This window comes from Streptomyces sp. NPDC001832 (assembly GCF_040297265.1).
Taxonomy (GTDB): Bacteria; Actinomycetota; Actinomycetes; order Streptomycetales; family Streptomycetaceae; genus Streptomyces.
In genome coordinates this window covers 1-20090 of record NZ_JBEOYU010000044.1, presented here as the reverse complement: position 1 = coordinate 20090, position 20090 = coordinate 1, and the positions used below count along the sequence as shown (strand labels likewise).

The following is a 20090-nucleotide window of genomic DNA, read 5'->3' as shown; positions in this document are numbered from 1 at the left end:
TGAGCAAGCCCAGGTGAAGCCCCGGGAACTGCCTGGTGGATGTGGTTATCTGCCGCTGTCCATCACGCAGATTCCCCGGAGGTCCGATGCTCGTACAGCGCGTGGTGATGCCGTCCTCGCCGCTTGAGTCATGGACGGTGCTCGGCGAGGACGCCGCCCCGGTCGAACCGATCGAGCGCTACCTGGCCTATCTCACCGATATCGAGCGATCACCGAACACGATCAAGGCGTATGCGCATGATCTGAAGGACTGGTTCTCCTTCCTCGGCGTCCGGGGCCTGGACTGGCGGGAGGTGCGGCTGGAGGACGTCGGCGAGTTCGTCGCCTGGCTGCGGCTACCGCCAACAGCCCGGGCTGGGGAGGTCGCGGTGCTGCCGTCGGTCGAGCATTACTGCGGCGAGGCGACGGTGAACCGAAAACTGTCGGCGGTCAGCGCCTTTTACCAGCACGCCGCACGCTATGGCGTCGATCTGGGCGAGTTGCTGACGACTTGGCAGCCGGCCGGGCGCCGCAGCACCGCGTGGAAGCCGTTCCTGCACCATGTGAGCAAGGGGCGACCACAGCAACGGCGGGCTATCTCGCTGAAGACGGACAGGAAACTCCCGCGCATCCTTGCCGCAGCCGAGGCCCAGGCCATCCTGGATGCTTGCGAGCGGCTTCGGGACCGGCTGCTGTTCGCCGTCCTGGTCGACTCGGGCATGCGGATCGGGGAGGCCCTCGGGCTGCGGCACGAGGACTGGGCCGTCGCTGAGCGCGAGCTGTCAGTGGTGCCGCGGCTCAATGACAACGGCGCCCGCACCAAGTCAGCGAGGACAAGGACGATCCCGGTCAGCGCTGAGCTGATCCGGCTGTATGCCGACTACATGCACACCGAGTACGGCGACCTCGACTCCGACTACGTCTTCGTCAACCTCTGGGCCGCCCCGCGCGGGCACGCGATGAACTATGCGGCGGCCTACGACCTGGTCAGACGGCTCCGTCGAAGGACCGGCATCTCCTTTGACCCGCACTGGTACCGCCACACCTACGCCACCAGGCTGCTGCGAGGCAGCACCCCGGTCGAGGTCGTCAGCAAATTGCTGGGACACGTCAGCCTGACCACTACGACCGAGATATACGGACACCTCACCGCCGAGGACGCTCGGAAGGCGCTGGAGGCAGTCGGCTGGTTCGACGGCACGGAGGTGCGGCTGTGAGCGAGACCTCGCACATGCCCCCCGACCCGGGAAAGCCGAGGCCCGAACGCCCCAGGCTTCAGCTGCATACAGGGCAACGCATCGAGGAACCCACGCCGCGAAATGTCTGGGACATCGAGTACGACCGGGAGGTCTGGCGGCTCCGCGAGCTGGGGATCAAGGCCAAGATCGCCCACATCCTCTTCGACCGAATCCCTCAGCCCTGGCTGAAGGATCTGGCGAAGCGGTGGGCCCGGTGGCGGCTCAGCACGGGGCTCGGCGCGGAGTCGGCAGCCTCCGGCACACGAGCCATTAGTCACTTCGCGCAGTTCCTCGCATCGCCGGCGGTCCGCGTCGTCCGCCTTGATCAGGTGGATCGGCCGTTGCTGGAGAGGTATCTGGCCCATCTGCACGCCGACTATGCAGGTCGAGCGGTGCACCGGAACTTCATCGGACAGCTCAATCTCTTCTTCCTGGCCATCCGTCAGCACCGCTGGAACGACGCCCTGCCCGCAAGCACTGTGTTCTTCCACGAGGACTTTCCCCCACACGAGAGCGGCTGCCCCGGGCCCTGAGCGAACCAGTGCAGTTGGAGCAGCCCTCGAACCTGGACCGGTGGAAGACCCCGGCCTACCGGCTGGTCACGCTCATCCTGATGCGCTGCGGCCTGCGGATCACCGACACGGTGCGGTTGCCGCACGACTGCATCGTCCACGACGCCGATAGTGCCCCCTACCTGCGCTATCTGAACCACAAGATGAAACGTGAGGCGCTCGTCCCCATCGACGAAGAGCTTGAATGCGAAATCCGAGATCACCAGCGCCACCTTCGTGATCGCTGGCCGAACGGCACTCCGGTGCTCTTCCCGCGATCCCTAAAGAACGCAGACGGGCACGAGCCTACGGATGACAACGTCTACCGGAGGGCGATGCACCAGTGGTTGAAGGCATGCGACGTCCGTGACGAACACGGTCGTCTCGTGAAGGTCACCCCTCACCAGTTCCGTCACACGCTGGGCACACGGTTGATCAACCGGGACGTCCCGCAGGAAGTCGTGCGTCGGATCCTCGACCACGACTCCCACATGATGACGGCGCATTACGCCCGGCTGAGCGACACCACGATCCGTCGGCATTGGGAGCAGGCCCGCAAGGTTGACATCACCGGCCAGACCGTCGCCCTCGACCCCGAAGGGCCGTTGGCCGAGGCGTCCTGGGCCAAGCAGCGTCTCGGCCGGGTCACCCAGGCCCTGCCCAACGGCTTCTGCGGCTTGCCAGTGCAGAAGAGCTGTCCGCATGCCAATGCCTGCTTGACGTGCCCAATGTTCGTGACCCCCCGGAGTTCCTGCCCCTGCACCGGCAGCAGCGCCAACAGCTCCTACAGATCGTCTCGGCGGCCGAAGCCCGCGGCCAGCTCCGCGTCGTCGAGATGAACCAGCAGGCCCTCGGCAGCCTCGACCGGATCATCACCGCCCTGGAGGAAGACGAGGCTCCCGGCGGAGAGGAGGTGACCGATGCGGGCTGACAACTCCCGTCATATCGTCGCCGCGGCCGGCAACCGCCACGAGTACACCCGGGCCAAGGCGATCAAGGCCCTACGCGAGATCGACGCCGCAGGCACGGCCGTCACCTTCGACAGCGTGGCCCGTGCCGCCAGCGTCTCAGGATCCTGGCTCTACACCCAGCCCGACCTGCGAGCCGAGATCGAACGCCTACGGACCGAACGGCAGCGAGCCTCCGCCGACCCGGTTCCGGCCCGGCAGCGAGCCTCCGACGCTTCGCTCATCCGGCGCCTGGAGGCCGCTAATGAACGCAACCGCCGCCTCGCCGAGGAAAACCGTCAGCTCCGAGAACAACTCGCCCACGCACTCGGCAACCTCCGCGCCGCCAGGCTTCAGAGCCCGCCCATTCCGGAGGCCCGCCGCCCAGGTCGAGGTTCGGCAACGATCGGGCCATGCTGACAGGTCCCCGAGCTGCCTCGTGAGCTGCTTCACGGACGCTGTCCTCACCGCATCGCCGCAGGTCAGCGAGGCGCATCATTTCAGAGCTCAAGATAACGATCGTCTGCCGACACTCGGAACCGTGATCGCGAACCCGCAGGTGGGCGGTGTCGGCAACTCGCGTCGGAAATTGTCGCGCACGGGGCGGGCAGGCCCGAGGCCACCGAACCGCCCGCGAGCATGGCCGGGTACGCGGCCAGCAAATCGGCGGTCATGCCGCGCCCGCCGACAGGCCGGTGCTGTACACCCGGCGCGTGTCCGAGCCGTACTGCTGCTTCGCATGGTCCACCACCTGCGCGGGAGGTGAAATGCGCGGCTGCAACAGCCCTGTTTGCTAAAGAATCGGTCAAACAGTAGGTAAGAAATGTTCAATCTCTGACCAAGGATTCTTTGGATATGAGACCGAGACGCACCGCCGGGCACCCCGCGGGCACTCCCCTCATCTGCTGACACGCCTGACCGCGGCCATGCGGTCACGCTGCGCGTCGGCAGCTCGGCGCCGCTGCCGCACTGGTGCCGGGCGTACCGTCGCAACGGATGTTGATCAAGACCCATATCTCCCGGGATGCAGGGAGATATGAGTGAAGTCACCATGTTCGCAAAGGAGATGACATGTCTGCGGTGCAACAGGTGGTGCGGGCGCAGGACTGGCTCTCTCCGCGCGCCGGACTCGTACAACTGCGCGGCATTGCCCAGGTCGCACTCACTTCCAGTCCATGGGCCGGGCTGCTTTTCACCGTCGCGTTGTTCGTCGACGGATGGCGTATCGGTGTGTACGGGCTGCTCGGCGCCGCCTCGTCCGCCGCTGCCGCCGCTCTGCTGGGCGCCGAGCGGCAGGGTGTGGGCAAAGGGCTTCAGGGCTACTGCGGTTGCCTGACCGGCATTGCCCTCGTGGTCCGGCTCGGCGCCTCGTGGCAGACCGCGGTGCTGACCGTGCTCGGCGCGGCAGTCTGCTCCGTGCTGAGCGCCGCCGCGGGCCGCCTTCTCACCCCTCTCGGGCTGCCCGTTCTGACCGCCCCCTACTGCCTGGTCGCCGGAGCCCTGACCGTCGCGTTGCCGAACGCCCCGGTCGTCGCGGGCGCCGCCGCCCGGGTCCAGGGGTTCACCGACCTGACGGCCGCCGAGGCCGGACGCGCGTTCTGCAACAACATTGGCCAGATCTTCTTCCTGGACAAGTGGTACGCCGGCCTGATCGTGCTCGCCGGGCTCTTCGTCGCCTCCCGGGTCGCGGCCCTCGCGGCGATGGGCGCCAGCGCCGTCGCACTGCTGACCGCCTGCGCGATGGGGCTGCCCGCCGACCGGATCGCCGAGGGGCTGTACGGCTACAACGCGGTGCTCTGCGCGATCGCGCTGACGGCCGTCTTTCTGGCCCTCACCCCCTGGACCGCCGGGTACGCCGCGCTCGCCGTCGTGGCCTCGGTCCCCTTCGCCGCCGCCTGGGAAGCCTTCGCCCAACCGTCCGGTGGAACCCCCTTCACCTGGCCGTTCACCGTGACGACCTGGCTCTTCCTGGCGGCCGCTCCGGCTCTGGACCGCCCCGGGCTCTCCTTCGAGAAAGCACCTTCGAGAAAGCACCTTCGAGAAAACACCTTTGAGAAAGCTGACGTGACGCCATGAACCTCGCACCGCGGGAAATCGACAAACTCCACGTCTATGTGGTCGCGGACCTGGCCCGGCGCCGCCGCGACCGGGGAACCAAGCTCAACTACAGCGAGGCCGCCGCCCTGATCACCGAGGCCGTCCTGGAGGCCGCGCGCGACGGCCACACCGTCGCCGAGTGCATGGAGCTGGGCCGCACGGTCGTCTCGTCCGACGACGTGATGCCCGGCGTACGGGAGATGCTCACCGTCCTCCAGGTCGAGACGGCCTTCGTCGACGGGACGAAGCTGGTCACCTGCCACGACCCGATCAGCGCCTGAGAGACCGAGGAGACACAGATGTCGGGCGGAGCCCACTACCTCTACGGGGACGAACCCGTGGAGATCAACGCCAACCGGGCCAGGACCAGGCTCACCGTCGCCAACACCGGTGACCGGGCCGTCCAGGTCGGTTCCCACTACCACTTCTTCGAAACCAACCGCGCGTTGCGCTTCGACCGCGAGGCCGCCTACGGCATGCGCCTGGACATCCCCTCCGGAACCGCCGTGCGCTTCGAGCCCGGCGACACCCGCGAGGTGGAGCTCTGCGCCTTCGCCGGCACCGGCCGGCTCACCGGCTTCGCCGCGCTCGTCAACGGCGGCCTCTCTGCCTCGGACACCAAGCGCGACGCGCTCCGCCGGGCCGCGGAGCTCGGTTTCATCCACCCCGACGCCGCAGCCGGCACCAACAACGAGGAGGACCGGGCCTGATGGCGATCATCCCGCGCAAGCAGTACACGGATCTGTTCGGCCCCACCGTGGGCGACCGCTTCCACCTGGCCGACACCAACCTGATCGTCGAGGTCGAGTACGACCACAACGCGGCTTCGTACGGGGAAGAGGCCGTCTACGGCGGCGGCAAGGCCATCCGGGACGGCATGGCCCAGGACCCCTCCGCACTCAACCGCGAGGGCGCCCTGGACCTCGTCATCACCAATGTCGTGGTCCTCGACCCCGTCCTGGGCGTGGTCAAGGGCGACATCGGAGTTCGCGGCGGCCTGATCGTCGGCGTCGGCAAGGCGGGAAACCCGCACCTCCAGAGCGGCGTCGACCCCAAGCTCGTCATCGGCCCCGGCACCGAGGTGATCTCCGGCGAACACCTCATCGCCACCGCCGGGGGTGTCGACACACACATCCACTTCATCGCGCCCCAGCAGGCCCAGGAGGGCCTGTCCAACGGCATCACCAGCTTCTTCGGCGGCGGCACCGGGCCCACCGACGGATCCAACGGCACGACCTGCACCCCGGGCCCCTGGAACATCCACCGGATGCTGGAGGCCGTGGAGGACCTGCCGGTCAACGTGGGGCTTCTCGGCAAGGGGAACGGCAGCCTGCCCGAGGCGCTGCGCGAGCAGGTCGAGGCGGGAGCGGCCGGGCTGAAGGTGCACGAGGACTGGGGCGCCACCCCCGCCTCGATCGACACCGCGCTGCGGGTCGCCGACGAGTACGACGTACAGATGGCCATCCACACCGACACCCTCAACGAGGGCGGTTTCTACGAGGACACCCTGTCGGCGATCGACGGCCGGACCATCCACACCTTCCACACCGAGGGCGCGGGCGGCGGCCACGCCCCCGACATCATCCGGGTGTCGGGCGAGGCCAACGTGCTGCCGGCCTCCACCAACCCGACCCTGCCGTACACCGTCAACGCGGTGGACGAGCTGCTGGACATGGTGATGGTCTGTCACCACCTGTCCCGGGACATCCCCGAGGACGTCTCGTTCGCCGACAGCCGGGTGCGCGCCGAGACGATCGCGGCCGAGACCGTACTGCACGACCTCGGGGTCATCAGCATTTTCTCCTCGGACTCCCAGGCCATGGGCCGGGTCGGCGAGTCTTTCGTCCGCGCCTTCCAGACGGCACACCACTGCAAGGAGATGCGCGGTCCGCTGGCGGAGGACAGCTCCCGCAACGACAACGCGCGGGTCCTGCGGTACCTCGCCAAGCTGACGATCAACCCCGCGACGGCGGTCGGCGCCGCGGACGTGATCGGTTCCCTGGAGCCCGGCAAGCTCGCCGACATCGTGCTCTGGCCGATCCACTCCTTCGCCGCCAAGCCCAAGCTGATCATCAAGGGTGGCCTGGTCAACTGGGCCTTGATGGGTGACCCCAACGCCTCTCTGCCGACGCCGCAACCGGTGTACTACCGGCCGATGTTCGGCGCCCACGGCCGCGCGAAGCAGCGCACCTCGGTGACGTTCATGTCGCAGGCGTCCATCGCCGCCGGGGTCCCCGAAGAGCTGGGGCTGCAACGGCGGATCGAGCCCGTGCAGCGCTGCCGGACCATCGGCAAGCAGCACATGGTGCGCAACGACGCGCTGCCGCGCATCGAGGTGGACCCCGAGACGTACAAGGTCACCGTCGACAAAGAGCCCGCCACCATCGAACCGGCCGAGCGGCTCCCGCTCAACCACCTCTTCTACATCGTCTGACCGTCCCCCGGCGTCCGCCGACGGCCCGGCCCGGACAGTCATCTGCTCGAACGGAAAACCCGGTGTGAACGATCCGATCCCGATCCCGGCGCTGCTGACCGGACTCCAGCTCACCGACTCGGCCTTCCCCAGCGGCTACTACACCCTCTCGCACGGCCTGGAGGGCTTTCAGCAGGCCCGCGCGGTCACCCCGTCCGGTCTGCCGGCGCTCCTGCACGACCTGCTGCGCCACAGCGTGGGCCCGGCCGACGCCACCGCCCTCGCGCTCGCCCACCGTGCGGTCACCGCCGACGACTGGGCGCAGGTGGTGGCCGTGGAACAGCGGCTGCACGCCACCAAACTGGGCCGCGAGGCCCGGCAGGCCGCCGTCCGCACCGGACGGCAGCTGCTGGACCTGGCCGGCGAGGTGTATGACACCGCGCAGATCAAGCGGTACCGGGGCCTCTACCAGGACGGCGCCGTACGCGGCTGCCAACCGGTCGTCGCCGCCGTCGTCCACGCCGGCAACGAGCTGCCCGTCCGTCAGGCGGTCACCTGCGAACTGTTCGCCTTCGCGGCCAGTCTCGTGGGGGCCGCGATGCGGCTGCGGCTCACCGACCACCGCCGGGCGCAGGTCGTGCTGCACGGCGCCGCCCCGGTGATCGAGGAGACCGTCGACGCGGCCCTGGCGCGCGAACTGCCCGACATCGGTGGCTGCGTCCCGGTCGCGGACGTCATGGCCGGCCGCCACGAGCGCGCCGAGGCACGGCTGTTCGCCAGCTAAGGGCTGTCCCGTAATCCCTGGCGGGCGCGCGACGACAGCTACGGCACCTCGCCGGGGCCTCTTCGACACTCTTCACCTCTTCCACCCCTCCCACCCGGACAGGAACACCATGCACGACCCCATGCAGGCCAGGCACCACCACCACGACCACGACGAGCTCATGCGGCGACCGAAGGACGGCGTACTGCGCGTCGGTGTCGCCGGACCGGTCGGCTCCGGCAAGACCGCGCTGATCGAGGCACTTGTCCCGGTGCTGATCGAGCGCGGCCGGACCCCCGCCGTCATCACCAACGACATCTTCACCACCGAGGACGCCGCGCATGTGCGCCGCACCCTGGCCCAGATCCTCGACGCGGACCGGATCGTCGGCGTGGAGACCGGGGCCTGCCCGCACACCGCTGTCCGTGACGACCCGACGATGAACCAGGCGGCCGCGGACGAACTCCTGGAGCGCTTCCCCGAGGTGGACACCCTGCTCTTCGAGAGCGGCGGGGACAACCTGACCCTCACCTTCAGCCCCGCGCTGGTCGACCTGTTCCTGTTCGTGCTGGACACCGCCGAGGGCGACAAGATGCCGCGCAAGCGGGGGCCTGGCATCACCGAGTGCGAACTGCTCGTCATCAACAAGGTGGACATCGCCCCCTACGTACGGTGCGATCTCGGTGTCATGGAGTCGGACGCCCACCGCGTCCGGGAGGGCCGGCCGGTGGTGCTGACCAACTCGCTCACCGGAGAGGGGCTCGGCACCATCGCCGACTTCCTGCTCTCCCACGAGGCCGCCCAGGAGACGGCTTCCGCATGACCGATGCGCCCGCGCGGCTGGATCCCGCGCACTACGAACCCCGTCGGGTACCGGCCCGGATGCTCGACCTCACCGGTACCCCGGACACCCTGGCCGCCGGGCGCCCCGGCAAGGTCGGTCTGCTCGAACTGCGCTACGTGCGGGTGGGCGGGCGGACCGAACTCGTCGACCGGTACCAGAAATCACCGCTGCAGATCATGCGCCCGCTGTACATCGACCCCTCGCGGCCCGATCTCCCGGTGACCTATCTGATGTCGACCGGCGGCGGCATCATCCAGGCCGACCGCAACCGGATCGACATCGACTGCGGCCCCGGCACCTCGGTCCACCTGACCACACAGGCCGCGACCAAGGTGCACCGGATGGAGTTCGACCACGCGACCCAGGTCGTCAACCTCACGGCAGGGCAGGGGAGTTACGTCGAATACCTGCCGGATTCCCTGATCCCCTACCGGGACGCACGCTTCTACCAGCACACCCAGGTGACCGTCGACCCGACCGCCACCGTGCTGCTGGGCGAGACGATCGCGGCCGGGCGGCTGGCCCGCGGTGAACGCCATGCCTACCGACTGCTCTACAGCGACCTGGAGATCCGGCGCCCCGACGGGACGCTCCTGGCCGTGGACACCGTCCGCCTCGATCCGCACGGACCGGGCCCGGTCACCGGGCCCGCCGTCTTCGCGGACCACGACCTGATGGCCTCGCTGTACGCGGTCACTCCGCTCGCCCCCGCGGACCGGGTCGCCGACACGCTCCACGAGGCGCTCGCCCCGACCGGCCTGGCCTTCGGGGTGAGCACCCTGCCCGACGACTGCGGGGCGTGGGTCCGGGTCGTCGGCAGCGACCCGCCCGCCCTCACCCGCGCGATGCGCGCCGCGTGGGACGCCCTGCGGTGGTCGCTCATCGGCGTCCCGGCCCCGGACCTGCGCAAGACCTGACCGCGCCCCGATCCGTGGGCGAACACGTAACCGCCCGCGGCGTGGGCCCGGCCCGCCGCCACCGTGTACGGGTACGCCGTGCCGGCGGTACGAAGTGGAACCGGTGGTGGCGACCCCCGCCCGTGCCCGCACCATGTAGGCCGCCACCATGCCGACGTACCACGGTGTGTGCACCGACCCCGTGTGACGTGGGCTTCGGTCTCCTTACGGTGACGACCATGGACACTCCTCAGAGCCCGGACCACGGGCCCGCCCCGCATACTGCCCCGCCCATCGTCCCGCCGTCCGCCGCCGGTCCATCGCCGTCGCCCGCAGACCGGCTCCTTGCCGGGCGCACCGCCCTGGTGACCGGTGCCGCGAGCGGTATCGGGCGGTCCTGCGCACAGGCCCTGGCCGCCGCGGGCGCCCATGTCCATGTGGTGGACAAGGCCGCCGACGCCGCCAAGAGCCTGGCGGAGGAGATCGGCGGGACGGCGTGGGTGGTCGACCTGTCCGTCCCCGACGCGGTGGACACGCTGCCCGCCGACGTGGACGTCGTGGTCAACAACGCCGGGCTCCAGCATGTCGCCCCCGTGCACGAATTCCCGCCGGACCGCTTCGCACTGATCCAGCGCGTCATGGTGGAGGCGCCGTTCCGCATCTTGCGCCGGACCCTGCCGGGCATGTACGAACGCGGCTGGGGGCGCGTGGTCAACATCTCGTCCGTGCACGGCCTGCGGGCCAGCCCCTACAAGTCGGCCTATGTGATGGCGAAGCACGCACTGGAGGGACTCAGCAAGGTGGTCGCGCTCGAAGCGGCGGAGCACGGGGTGACGAGCAACTGCGTCAGCCCCGGGTACGTACGCACCCCCCTGGTCGAGAACCAGATCGCGGCCCAGGCCCGTGCGCACGGCATCTCCGAGGAGGAGGTGGTGGGCCAGGTCATGCTGGAGCGCAGCGCGATCAAGCGCCTGATCGAACCCGATGACGTCGCCGAGGCCGTGCTGTGGCTCTGCGGGCCGCGTACGGTGCACATCACCGGCATCTCGCTCTCCATGGACGGCGGCTGGACCGCCAACTGATCCCCGACCCCCTACGCCCGAGGGCCGCCCATGTCTGAACCGTCCGCCTCCGCCGCGCCCCATCTGCGGCGCCTGCTCGACCTGCTGGCCGACGACGCCCCCGCCGAGGCGCTGGGGGCCGTCTCCTCGCAGGCGCGGGCCGCCGGTGTGCCCACGGGCGATCTGGCGGAGGTGGAGCGGGCCACCGCCACCGCACTGCGGATCAGGGGCGCCCTGCGGCAGCACCGGCGCCGCGAGCTCCAGCTCACCGCGCTCTTCGACACCGCGGGCGATCTGGCCGCGTCCCGCGACCTGGACGACGTGCTGAAGGCGATCGTGCGCCGGGCCAGGATGCTGCTCGGCACGGACACGGCGTATCTCACGCTCCCCGACGAGGAGGCGGGGGACACCTACATGCGGGTCACCGACGGGTCGGTGTCGGTGCTCTTCCAAGGACTGCGGCTGGAACTCGGCCACGGGCTCGGTGGTCTGGTGGCGCAGACCGCGAGCCCGTACGCGACCCCCGACTACCGCACCGACGACCGCTTCCATCACACCCGCAACATCAACGCCGGGGTGCTGGACGAGGGGCTCGTCGCCATACTGGGTGTGCCCCTGCTTCTCGGCTCCAGCCGCGGCGGTACGGGAAAGGTCATCGGCGTGCTCTTCGCCGCCGACCGCGCGCCTCGCGTCTTCAGCCCCGACGAGGTCGCCCTGCTGTGCTCGCTCGCCGCACACGCCGCCATCGCCATCGACACCGCACGCGCGCTCGCCGACACCCGGTCCGCGCTGGACGAACTAGCGGAGGCCAATGCCGAGTTGGCCGAGGCCAATGCGGCCGTACGGGCTCACTCGGCGGCCATGCAGCGAGCCGATGAGTCCCATGACCGGCTGACCGATCTGGTCCTGCGCGGCCGTGACGTCCAGGATGTCGCCGCGGCGGTCGCGGGGCTGCTGGACTCCCCGCTCACCATTCACGACCCCGGCGGACGGCCGCTGGCGGCGGTCCGGCCCGACGGTGCGGGCTTCGCCGCCGACAGCATGGACGCCGGCTGGCTGGCCGAGACCGCCGAGGAGTCCCGCACGGGTGCCCGCGCCGTACACCGCGACGGCCGGTGGATCTGCGCCGTCCTTGCCGGACAGGAAATCCTGGCCCATCTGGTTCTGCACCGGCGCGAACAGCTCGACGACTCCGACCGTCGGCTGTTCGAGCGGGCCTCGGTGGTCACCGGACTCCTTCTGCTGCTGCGGCGCACGGTCGCCGAGACCGAGAACCGGATCCGCGGAGAGCTGATCACCGATCTGCTGACCGAAGCTGACCGCGACCCGGCCGGGCTCGCCGAACGCGGCCGGCGCCTCGGCATCGACCTCGACCGCCCGCATCTGCTGCTGGTTGCCGAGGGCGGAGCCCGGGAGAGGCTGGCCCCTGCCGTGATGCGCTATCTGTTCGGCGGCGACATCCACGGGGTGAGCGCCGAACACGCGGGGAACGTAGTGCTGTTGATAGCAGCCGACGACCCCGCACAGGCCGCCGGTGACGCGGCACGCGCGGCGGCGGCCCAGCTCGGGCAGCTGACCCTGGCCCCCGTCACCGTCGCCGCCTCCGGGCCGGCACGCGGCGTCCGGGAGTTGGCCTCCGCATACGGAGAGGCCGCCCGCTGCCTGCGCGCCATGCGGGTCCTTGGGCGTACGGGGGAAGGCGCGTGCGTCGACGAACTCGGATTCCTCGGCGTGGTGTTGGGTAACGCCCAGGACGTCGACGGCTTCGTCTCGGCGACGCTCGGGCCGCTGCTGGAGTACGACGCGCAACGCGGCACGCATCTTGTGCGCACGCTCGGTGCCTATTTCGGGTCCGGGGGCAGTCTCATCCGCGCCAAGGACGAACTCCACGTGCACGTCAACACGGTGGTGCAGCGGCTGGACCGGGTGCAGGTGCTGCTGGGGCGGGACTGGAACGAGCCCGGACGGGCTTTGGAGCTACAACTTGCCTTGCGACTGCATTTGTTGGCGGGCGGCCGGGAGCGGTAATCGCGTCCGGCCGCCCGGTGTCGCGGTCAGCCTCTCAGGCGCCGCACAGCTCCAACAGGTGCTGTGTGATCTCCCGGCCGCCCTTCTCTCCCGTCAGCAGTGTGTAGTGGTTGACGTCCCGTACAGGCACCGGTGTCACCTCCGTGCCTCCGAGGTCGGCCACTGCCAGACGGGTCTCGTCGTACAGACCCTGCTCCTCGTTCATCAGGCCCCGCTGCGCCCACAGCAGCGTCGCCGGAGCCGGCAGCTTCCGTACCGCCGTCAGTACCTCCTCGTCGAAGAGGCCGATGCCGTCGGCGCGTATGGCCTCGATCCGGCAGGTGGAGTGCATGGCGGGTTCGTCCCCGGTCAGATCGCGCTGGATGTACGCATCCACCTCGGCCGACCACGCACCCGCGAACGCCGGGTGCGCCTGCCAGAAGGAGCGGTAGGCGGCCCGGTCGGGGAAGGTCATCGACAGCCGGTCCATGGCCGGGCCTATCACGGCGGTCATCAGCTCGTCCGGGGAGAGATGCGTCGGGGCGGGGAAGCCGATGCCGCCGTCGACGAGCAGCAGCGGCCCGAATCGTTCAGGGTGCCGTACGGCGGCCAGCGCCGCCACGAACGCGCCCATCGAATGGCCGGCCAGCACCACCCGGTCCAGGCCCAGGGCCTTGGTCAGGGCGGCGATGTCATCGGCGTGCGTGGCGATCCCGTACGGCCCCGGCAGGGCCGAACTCCCGGCCCTGCCGCGCAGATCCGGGGCGATCAGGGTGACGCGGCCGTCCAGCAGCCTTGCCACCGGGCCCCAGGACAGCGCGTTGGCCGTGATGCCGTGCACGGCGACGACGACCGGTGCGTCCGGCTCACGGGCCGGCCACCTCAGTACCGCCAACTCGCCGCCGATCACGGGGACCTTTACCTCTTCGTACGGAATCACGGGCGTCCGTTCTCCTTCCGGGCCTTTTTGGCCGGGAGTGTTTCGGTGGTGGCGGGTCCGCGGCGCACCGCGGCCAGTCGGGACGGCAGCCGGGCCAGGCCGCCAGGCAGCAGGTGTACCACGGCCACGAACAGCACACCGAGCAGGAACAGCGGCTGGGAGAGCGGCACCCGCAGCACCGCGGGCAGATCGGCGACCGCGCCCGACCCGGCCAGATCGCCGAGCCGGTGATCGGCCCAGGTGTAGAGGATGCCGCCGACCATCGGACCCCAGCGGGTGCCCGATCCGCCGAGCACCACCATCACCAGCAGGGAGAGGGTGAAGTCGGAGGTGGTCGTCTGCGGGGTCGAGCCGCCGGTGAGCAGCAGATGCACCAGACCGCCCAGCGTGGCCAGCGCGCCCGCCAGGACGAAGGCCGTCAGCTTGAAGCCGTACGGCTTCAACCCCAGTACCTCCACCCGGCGTTCGTTCTCCTTGATGCCCTCCCAGACCCGTCCGGTGGGGGAGTGGACCGCCCAGTGGACGACGGCGAGGGTGAGGACCAGATAGGCGAGCGCCACCCAGTACAGGTTCGCGGTGTGGTCGATGCCCACGAGCCAGGACGGCAGCAGATCGGCGGGGGCGGCCCGGCCTTCCTCGCCACCGGTGAAGCCACCGGGGTTGCGGGAGACCAGGATGGAGCCCGCCTGGGCGAAGGCCAGCGTCACCATGGAGAAGCCGATGCCGGTGACCCGTAGGCTCACCGACCCCAGGACCAGCGCGAGCGCGATCCCGGAGCAGAGGCCGAGCAGCGCGGACACGGCGAACGGGAGGCCCGCCTCCAGCAGGAACATGTTGGTGGCGTAGCTGCCCGCGGCGAAGTAGAGCGCATGCCCGAAGGAGAGCAGCCCGGTTCGGCCGACCAGCAGGTCGTAGCCGGTCGCCAGCGCGCCGAACAACAGGCAGGTGGCGAGCAGTTGGAGACTTCCGGGGCTGCCGAGCGGGCCGTCCAGGAGTCCGGGCAGCGGCAGTGCGCTGTACGGGGCGAGGAAGAGGATCAGCAGCGCGGCGGCGGGCCACCAGCGGCGCAGCAGCCGGGTGGTGTTCCCGGGGGCCGGCGCGACCGTGTGTCTTTCGCCGGTGCGGTCGTGTGTCTCGGTGACGGTAATCACGCGAGCCTCCCGGTCAGTCCGCGCGGCCGTACGAGCAGCAGCGCGGCGAGCAGGACGACGACGGCCAGGTCGCCGAGGCCTGCTGCGGTGTAGTAGTTGGCGAACTGCTGGACCAGGCCGATGACGACGGACGCCACGGCGGCGCCGGTCACCGAGCCCATGCCGCCGGTGACCACCACGACGAATGCGAAGATCAGCAGCGAGGTGCCCTGGCGGGGGTCGACCGAGCCGAAGTACAGGCCGCCGAGTGCACCGCCGAGCGCGGCCGCGCAGCCGCCGATCGCGAAGACGAGCGTGAAAGCCTTCCGCACATCGATACCCAGGGCGGTGACCATCGCCCGGTCCTCGACCCCGGCTCGTACGACCAGACCGTGCCGGGTACGGCCGAGGAAGAGCCGCAGTGCGACGAGGACCACGACCGCCGCCGCGACCAGTACCAGTCGGTTGACCGGGACCTGGGCGCCGAGCAGCCCGAAGGTGCCGGACAGCGCCTTCGGCCCCGGGAAGGTGAGGGCGTCCGAGCCCCAGATACCCGACAGCAGCGCCGGGACGGCGAGCCCCACCCCGACCGTGGCGAGCACCTGCTCGCGAGGCCGGGTGTAGAGCGGGCGGACGACGGCGAGTTCCAGCAGCACGGCGGCCGCGGTGCCCACCGCCGTACCGAACAGGACCGCGAGGACGAAGCCCGCTCCGTCCGGGCCGGCGCCGGGCAGATTGCCGGACGCCGCCCACCAGGTGCCGTACGCGCCGATGGAGAGCAGCGCCCCGTGCGCGAAGTTCAGCACATCCATCAGGCCGAAGATCAGTGAGAGTCCTGATGCGATCAGGAAGTAGAGCGCTCCCAGACCGAGTCCGGTCATGGTGAGCAGAACGACGGTGGACATCAGGAATCCGCCTCCACGGTCGAAGAAGCCACGGTCGAGGAAGGCGCTGTAGAAGAAGCCACGGTCGAGGGAGTGTGCGGTGCCGCCGCTGTTGCCGGGCCGTGTCCCACGCCCAGCAGCCGCCGTGCTGCCTCCGCATCGCCCAGCAGCTCGGCGGCCGGTCCCTGATGGGCGGTCCGGCCGTCGGCCAGCACCGCGCAGTGCTCCGCCAGGCGTCGCACGACGGCGAGGTTCTGCTCCACGAGCAGCACCGGCACCGCCTCGGCGGCCCGCTCCAGCACCTGGGCGACCTCGGTGACCACCTTGGGTGCCAGGCCCTTGGTGGGTTCGTCGGCGATGATCAGCCGGTTGCCGCCCAGCAGGGTGCGGCCGATGGCCACCATCTGCTGCTGCCCGCCGGACAGTGTCCCGGCCAACTGCCGCTCCCGGCGCTTCAGTTCGGGGAAGAGCTCATGGACGAGCGGGTACGCGGGCTCGCCCGCGCCGCGCCGCTCGGCCAGGCGCAGATTCTCCGCCACGGTCAGTGAGGCGAAGATGCCCCGGTCCTCGGGGGCGTAACCGATACCGAGCCGCACCACGGTGTGGGTGGGCATCGACACGGTCTCCTCGCCGTCCAGCCGCACACTGCCGGTGCGCGGGACGAGGCCGAGGATGCCGCGTACGGTCGTGGTCTTCCCGGCGCCGTTGCGGCCGAGCAGCGCGGTCACCCCGTGCCGGGCGACGTCCAGGTCGACGCCGTGCAGGATGTGCCGGCCGCCGATCAGGACCCGCAGGTCCCGTACGGCGAGCAGGGTTCCTGTCGTCACAGTCCCTCCCCGAGGTAGGCCTGCTGAACGGTCGGGTCGGCGGTCACGGCCTCGGGGGTGTCCAGCGCCAGCAGCCTTCCGTGGTGCATCACGGCGAGCCGGTCGGCCAGGCCCAACAGGACGTCCATGTGGTGCTCGACCATCAGGACGGTGCGGCCCTCGTCCCGGTGCAGGGTGCGGATCAGTTCGGTCAGCGCGGGGACCTCCTCCGCGCTGACCCCGGCCATCGGTTCGTCGAGCAGCATCAGCCGCGGCTCGCCCACCAGCAGCACCGCGAGCTCCAGCTTCCGCTTCTCGCCGTGCGACAGTTCGGACGCCATCGCCTGTGCCCGGTGGTCGAGGCCGGTGCGTTCCAGTACGCCGTTCACCTCGGCGGTGTACTGGGAGGCGCGCCGCCACAGCCGGTACGAGCCGCCCCGGGCCGCCTGAGCGGCCAGCCGGACGTGGTCGGCCACGCTCATCCCGGGCCAGAGGCTGGACGTCTGGAACGTGCGGCCGATGCCGCGCCTCGCCCGTGCGTGCGCGGGGCGGTCCGTCATGTCCGTACCGTCCAGCGCGAGTCTGCCCGACGTGGCCATGGTCAGCCCGCTGATCAGGTTGAACAGTGAGGTCTTGCCGGCTCCGTTGGGACCGATGAAGGCGAGGAACTCGCCCTCGTGGACGCTCAGCGTGACGTCCTCGACGATCGTCGCGCCGCCGACGCCCCAGCCGAGTCCGTCCAGTTGAAGCACCGGGGCGGTGGCCGGTGCCCCGCCCGGGCGCTTTGTGATGGTGTCCGGTACGGCCATCGGTCAGCCCGCCGAGGGCGTGGCGGGCGGCGCCACCTTGTCCATCGCCTCGGTGCTCACCAGCTCCGGCCGGGCACCGGCGCCCTTCCCCTTCAGCTTCGCGACGAACATCGGCTGCACCAGTGCGTGGTCCTCGGCACGGACCTGCTCCTTGCCCTTCACCCCGTCGAAGCTCCAGCCCTCCAGAGCCTTGACCATGGCGGCGGAATCGGCGCCGCCCTCCTCGACGGCGCGCACGACCATCTGCGCCGCGGTGAAGCCGTCGGGGGTGAACAGGTCAGGGGTGCCGCCGGCCTTGGTGACCGAGTCGAGCATGGACTTCTCCACAGCGTTGCCGCCGCCCGCGCCGGGGAAGTAGTGCGCCAGGAACGACACCTTGGAACCGGCGTCCCCGAAGATCGGGTACGAGGCCGTTCCGGCGAGGCCCGTGACGACCTTGCTCGCCCCCAGCACGCCCTGCTGGTCCAGTGCGGTCCACAGTGCCGGCGCGGTGGAGCCGGCCCAGGCGACGAAGACCAGATCGGGTCCGCCCGCCTTCACCTGCCGGGCGAACGGGGTCAGGTCGGTGGCGCTGGGCGGAGCCAGTACGGAGTCCACCTTTGCGCCCTTGGAGCCGAGGACGGCCTTCACGGCGGCGACATTGGCCTGGCCGAAGGTGGAGTCCTGGGCCAGCACCGTGACCTTCTTGCCCTTGGCCTCGCCGAGCATCGTCCCGGCCGTGAGGATGTCCTGGTAGGACTGCCGACCCGAGCGGAAGGTGTACTTGTTGATGCCGGTCACGGCGTCGGTGGCGGCCGGGCCGCTGATGTACAGCACCTTGTTCTGGGCGGCGAGCGGCGCCATCTGGAGGGCCACCCCGGAATCGGTGGTGCCGGCCAGCACCTTGTAGCCCTTGCCGATCAGGTTCTTGGCCGCGGAGACCGCCTTGCCCGGGTCTCCCGCGTCGTCCTGCTCGGTGACCTCGATACGGTGCCCGGCGACCTTGTTGGTGCCGTTCGTCGCGTAGTCCAGGCCCGCCATGAACCCGTCGCGATACTGCTTCCCGTAGTCCGCGAGCAGCCCCGTACGGGAGTAGACCAGGCCCACCTTCACGCTCTGGCCCTTCGCGTCCTTGCCGGACGCGGAATCGGCCTCGCCCGCCTTCCCGGCGGCGGTGCACCCGACCAGCAGGAGGCCGACCGAGGCCAGCGTGACGACGGTGGAGAGGGGTCTGTGGTGACGGGCGGTGCCTGCGGTTCTGCGACGCATGGTGAGCGGCTCCTCGGCGTTTGCATGTGATGTCGCCGAACCGTATGAACACCGTGCCGCCGTCGACATGGTGCAGGGCACCTCACCTGACGCGGTGCGCATGTGGGGGCCGTACATGGGCCGGGGGCGCGAGCCGCGCCAGGGGCCGTACGTGGGCCGGAGCCGGGCGTCGCACCGTCCGGCCCCGGGCCGCCCACGGCGCTGACGCGTCGGGGCCGTGGGAAGTGATGGCCCGTCAGATGACGGAAAGCGCCATCAGTGTGGCCACGACCACGCCGAGGGCGGCGAACGCGGTGCCGATGATGCCCATCACCATGCCGGCGGTCGCCTGGCCGCGGCCGCCGCCCTCGCCCCGGTCGGCCATGCGCCGGGCCGAGATGCCGAGGCACAGTGCGATGATCGGCGGGATGATCGGGATCAGCAGCAGCCCGACGATGCCGAGCACCATCGAGGCCGTCGCCTTGCCGCTGGGCAGCGGGGCGCCACCGGGGTGCCCGTAGCCGGCCGGGGGCTGTACGTCGTAACCCGGTCCGCCCGGGGCCTGTATCCCCGTCGCGCCGCCTGCACTGACTGACTGGTCGGCCATGTCTTCCTCTCCATCGGTGCCAGGCCCTGATCCGCCGGACAGGCCTTGGTCATGATCATGTTAAGAAGAGGTTTGTGGCGTTTTCGAACAGGTCGGTGAGGGGTGTGTGATGAAAGATCTCGATCCGCCACGGGGGCGGGCGGGCCCTACGCGTCCTGGGGTGCCGTCACGTCGATCAGCCGGCACACCGTCTCGATGTCTATCTTCACCTGGGCGATCGACGCCCGCCCCGACAGCCAGGTGATCAGCGCCGAGTGCCAGGTGTGCTCGATGACCCGGACCGCGGACAGCTGCTCCGGTGTCGGATGCTCCAGTCCCATCGCGTCCAGGATGATCGCCGTCGTGATCCGCGAGACGGTGTCCACCTCCGGGCTGACACTGCGGTCCGCGAAGGTCAGCGCCCGCACCATGGCATCCGCCAGATGCGGTTCGCGCTGCAGTGCGCGGAACGCCCGCATCAGGGTGCCGGCGACCCGCTGCGCCGCGCAGTTGCCGGCCGGGGGGCGCTTGTGCAGCGTCATGTGCATGTGCTGGAGCTGGTCCTGCATGGTGGCGACCAGCAGATGGATCTTGGACGGGAAGTAGCGGTACAGCGTGCCCAGGGCGACCTCGGCAGCCTCCGCGACCTCACGCATCTGCACCGCCTCGAAGCCGCCCCTGCCGGCGAGCTGGGCGCTGGCGTGCAGGATGCGGCGGCGGCGGGCCTCCTGCCGCTCCGTCAGGGGCGGCGATGCCGGCTTCGCTTCTGCTGTCATGTGTCCCCATCCATGGCTTCTGTCCGCAACCGGAGGGATGTGCTAAGAGGCTGTCGGGTGGCCTCCGATCGGAAAGCGGACGCGGTCTGGTGCGTGCGATTCCAAGGCGCCGGGATGTCCTCGTAGCAGCGCTACG

The 20090-nt window shown here is 70.1% G+C and carries 21 protein-coding genes and 1 pseudogene; 13 read left to right on the top strand and 9 right to left on the bottom strand.

From position 1 onward, the window contains the following. The first annotated feature begins 86 nt into the window (after positions 1-86). The 4 genes from ABT115_RS25880 to ABT115_RS25865 all read left to right on the top strand — a co-directional run bounded on the left by ABT115_RS25880 (position 87) and on the right by ABT115_RS25865 (position 3135). A complete protein-coding gene (locus tag ABT115_RS25880; protein ID WP_351794311.1) occupies positions 87-1196 on the top strand; it encodes a site-specific integrase in 1110 nt (369 codons plus the stop codon). Further along, entirely contained in the window at positions 1193-1750 is a 558-nt protein-coding gene (locus ABT115_RS25875) for a site-specific integrase (protein ID WP_351794308.1), read from the top strand. The genes ABT115_RS25880 and ABT115_RS25875 overlap by 4 nt, the downstream gene beginning before the upstream one ends. Before the next feature lie 14 nt (positions 1751-1764). Beyond that, positions 1765-2607, top strand: coding sequence for a tyrosine-type recombinase/integrase (locus ABT115_RS25870; protein ID WP_351794306.1), 843 nt, complete (start codon positions 1765-1767; stop codon positions 2605-2607). 81 nt (positions 2608-2688) lie between these two features. After that, on the top strand, positions 2689-3135 hold the full coding sequence (locus tag ABT115_RS25865; protein ID WP_351794303.1) for a DUF6262 family protein: 447 nt from the start codon (positions 2689-2691) through the stop codon (positions 3133-3135). A gap of 155 nt (positions 3136-3290) precedes the next feature. Here the strand turns inward: ABT115_RS25865 and ABT115_RS25860 are convergent. After that, positions 3291-3469: pseudogene (locus ABT115_RS25860) on the bottom strand (extracellular catalytic domain type 1 short-chain-length polyhydroxyalkanoate depolymerase); the annotation flags it as partial. A 317-nt stretch (positions 3470-3786) separates the two neighbouring features. On the opposite strand from ABT115_RS25860, the gene ABT115_RS25855 reads away from it, so the two are divergent. The 9 genes from ABT115_RS25855 to ABT115_RS25815 all read left to right on the top strand — a co-directional run bounded on the left by ABT115_RS25855 (position 3787) and on the right by ABT115_RS25815 (position 12817). Then, entirely contained in the window at positions 3787-4791 is a 1005-nt protein-coding gene (locus tag ABT115_RS25855) for an urea transporter (protein ID WP_351794300.1), read from the top strand. Beyond that, positions 4788-5093, top strand: coding sequence for an urease subunit gamma (locus ABT115_RS25850; protein ID WP_351794297.1), 306 nt, complete (start codon positions 4788-4790; stop codon positions 5091-5093). The genes ABT115_RS25855 and ABT115_RS25850 overlap by 4 nt, the downstream gene beginning before the upstream one ends. A gap of 18 nt (positions 5094-5111) precedes the next feature. Further along, positions 5112-5522, top strand: coding sequence for an urease subunit beta (locus ABT115_RS25845; RefSeq protein WP_351794294.1), 411 nt, complete (start codon positions 5112-5114; stop codon positions 5520-5522). Further along, on the top strand, positions 5522-7246 hold the full coding sequence (ureC, locus tag ABT115_RS25840; protein WP_351794291.1) for an urease subunit alpha: 1725 nt from the start codon (positions 5522-5524) through the stop codon (positions 7244-7246). The genes ABT115_RS25845 and ureC overlap by 1 nt, the downstream gene beginning before the upstream one ends. A 64-nt stretch (positions 7247-7310) precedes the next feature. After that, positions 7311-8009 (top strand): urease accessory protein UreF, encoded by a 699-nt coding sequence (locus tag ABT115_RS25835; protein WP_351794288.1) that lies wholly within the window; start codon positions 7311-7313, stop codon positions 8007-8009. A gap of 160 nt (positions 8010-8169) precedes the next feature. After that, complete coding sequence (gene ureG, locus ABT115_RS25830; RefSeq protein ID WP_351794395.1) at positions 8170-8811, top strand: urease accessory protein UreG; 642 nt, start codon at positions 8170-8172, stop codon at positions 8809-8811. Continuing rightward, positions 8808-9749 carry an urease accessory protein UreD gene (locus ABT115_RS25825; RefSeq protein ID WP_502969167.1) on the top strand — a complete coding sequence of 314 codons (942 nt, stop codon included), beginning with the start codon at positions 8808-8810 and terminating at the stop codon, positions 9747-9749. Before ureG ends, ABT115_RS25825 begins: the two co-directional genes overlap by 4 nt. Before the next feature lie 218 nt (positions 9750-9967). Continuing rightward, positions 9968-10810, top strand: coding sequence for a 3-hydroxybutyrate dehydrogenase (locus ABT115_RS25820; RefSeq protein ID WP_351794286.1), 843 nt, complete (start codon positions 9968-9970; stop codon positions 10808-10810). 30 nt (positions 10811-10840) lie between these two features. Beyond that, positions 10841-12817 (top strand): helix-turn-helix domain-containing protein, encoded by a 1977-nt coding sequence (locus ABT115_RS25815; RefSeq protein WP_351794283.1) that lies wholly within the window; start codon positions 10841-10843, stop codon positions 12815-12817. A 34-nt stretch (positions 12818-12851) separates the two neighbouring features. On the opposite strand, the gene ABT115_RS25810 is transcribed toward ABT115_RS25815, so the two are convergent. From ABT115_RS25810 to ABT115_RS25775, 8 genes are all read right to left on the bottom strand, one after another. Further along, positions 12852-13736, bottom strand: coding sequence for an alpha/beta hydrolase (locus ABT115_RS25810; RefSeq protein ID WP_351794280.1), 885 nt, complete (start codon positions 13734-13736; stop codon positions 12852-12854). Then, positions 13733-14887, bottom strand: coding sequence for a branched-chain amino acid ABC transporter permease (locus ABT115_RS25805; protein WP_502969165.1), 1155 nt, complete (start codon positions 14885-14887; stop codon positions 13733-13735). Before ABT115_RS25805 ends, ABT115_RS25810 begins: the two co-directional genes overlap by 4 nt. Beyond that, complete coding sequence (locus ABT115_RS25800) at positions 14884-15771, bottom strand: branched-chain amino acid ABC transporter permease (RefSeq protein WP_351794278.1); 888 nt, start codon at positions 15769-15771, stop codon at positions 14884-14886. The genes ABT115_RS25805 and ABT115_RS25800 overlap by 4 nt, the downstream gene beginning before the upstream one ends. Next, complete coding sequence (locus ABT115_RS25795) at positions 15771-16577, bottom strand: ABC transporter ATP-binding protein (RefSeq protein ID WP_351794276.1); 807 nt, start codon at positions 16575-16577, stop codon at positions 15771-15773. The genes ABT115_RS25800 and ABT115_RS25795 overlap by 1 nt, the downstream gene beginning before the upstream one ends. Continuing rightward, positions 16574-17365, bottom strand: a complete 792-nt coding sequence (locus ABT115_RS25790) for an ABC transporter ATP-binding protein (RefSeq protein WP_351794273.1) — start codon at positions 17363-17365, stop codon at positions 16574-16576. The genes ABT115_RS25795 and ABT115_RS25790 overlap by 4 nt, the downstream gene beginning before the upstream one ends. Positions 17366-17368: 3 nt before the next feature. After that, complete coding sequence (locus tag ABT115_RS25785; protein WP_351794271.1) at positions 17369-18613, bottom strand: substrate-binding domain-containing protein; 1245 nt, start codon at positions 18611-18613, stop codon at positions 17369-17371. Positions 18614-18848: 235 nt separating this feature from the next. After that, positions 18849-19199, bottom strand: coding sequence for a DUF4190 domain-containing protein (locus tag ABT115_RS25780; RefSeq protein ID WP_351794268.1), 351 nt, complete (start codon positions 19197-19199; stop codon positions 18849-18851). Between the two features lie 146 nt (positions 19200-19345). Continuing rightward, a complete protein-coding gene (locus tag ABT115_RS25775; RefSeq protein WP_351794266.1) occupies positions 19346-19954 on the bottom strand; it encodes a TetR family transcriptional regulator in 609 nt (202 codons plus the stop codon). Between the last annotated feature and the right edge of the window lie 136 nt (positions 19955-20090).

Bases quoted from the DNA above. Each gene is read 5' to 3' on its own strand.
- ABT115_RS25880 (WP_351794311.1), top strand. From the start codon at position 87: ATGCTCGTACAGCGCGTGGTGATGCCGTCCTCGCCGCTTGAGTCATGG.
- ABT115_RS25865 (WP_351794303.1), top strand. From the start codon at position 2,689: ATGCGGGCTGACAACTCCCGTCATATCGTCGCCGCGGCCGGCAACCGC.
- ABT115_RS25855 (WP_351794300.1), top strand. From the start codon at position 3,787: ATGTCTGCGGTGCAACAGGTGGTGCGGGCGCAGGACTGGCTCTCTCCG.
- ABT115_RS25850 (WP_351794297.1), top strand. From the start codon at position 4,788: ATGAACCTCGCACCGCGGGAAATCGACAAACTCCACGTCTATGTGGTC.
- ABT115_RS25845 (WP_351794294.1), top strand. From the start codon at position 5,112: ATGTCGGGCGGAGCCCACTACCTCTACGGGGACGAACCCGTGGAGATC.
- ureC (WP_351794291.1), top strand. From the start codon at position 5,522: ATGGCGATCATCCCGCGCAAGCAGTACACGGATCTGTTCGGCCCCACC.
- ureG (WP_351794395.1), top strand. From the start codon at position 8,170: ATGCGGCGACCGAAGGACGGCGTACTGCGCGTCGGTGTCGCCGGACCG.
- ABT115_RS25825 (WP_502969167.1), top strand. From the start codon at position 8,808: ATGACCGATGCGCCCGCGCGGCTGGATCCCGCGCACTACGAACCCCGT.
- ABT115_RS25820 (WP_351794286.1), top strand. From the start codon at position 9,968: ATGGACACTCCTCAGAGCCCGGACCACGGGCCCGCCCCGCATACTGCC.
- ABT115_RS25815 (WP_351794283.1), top strand. From the start codon at position 10,841: ATGTCTGAACCGTCCGCCTCCGCCGCGCCCCATCTGCGGCGCCTGCTC.
- ABT115_RS25800 (WP_351794278.1), bottom strand. From the start codon at position 15,771: ATGTCCACCGTCGTTCTGCTCACCATGACCGGACTCGGTCTGGGAGCG.
- ABT115_RS25790 (WP_351794273.1), bottom strand. From the start codon at position 17,365: ATGGCCGTACCGGACACCATCACAAAGCGCCCGGGCGGGGCACCGGCC.
- ABT115_RS25785 (WP_351794271.1), bottom strand. From the start codon at position 18,613: ATGCGTCGCAGAACCGCAGGCACCGCCCGTCACCACAGACCCCTCTCC.
- ABT115_RS25780 (WP_351794268.1), bottom strand. From the start codon at position 19,199: ATGGCCGACCAGTCAGTCAGTGCAGGCGGCGCGACGGGGATACAGGCC.
- ABT115_RS25775 (WP_351794266.1), bottom strand. From the start codon at position 19,954: ATGACAGCAGAAGCGAAGCCGGCATCGCCGCCCCTGACGGAGCGGCAG.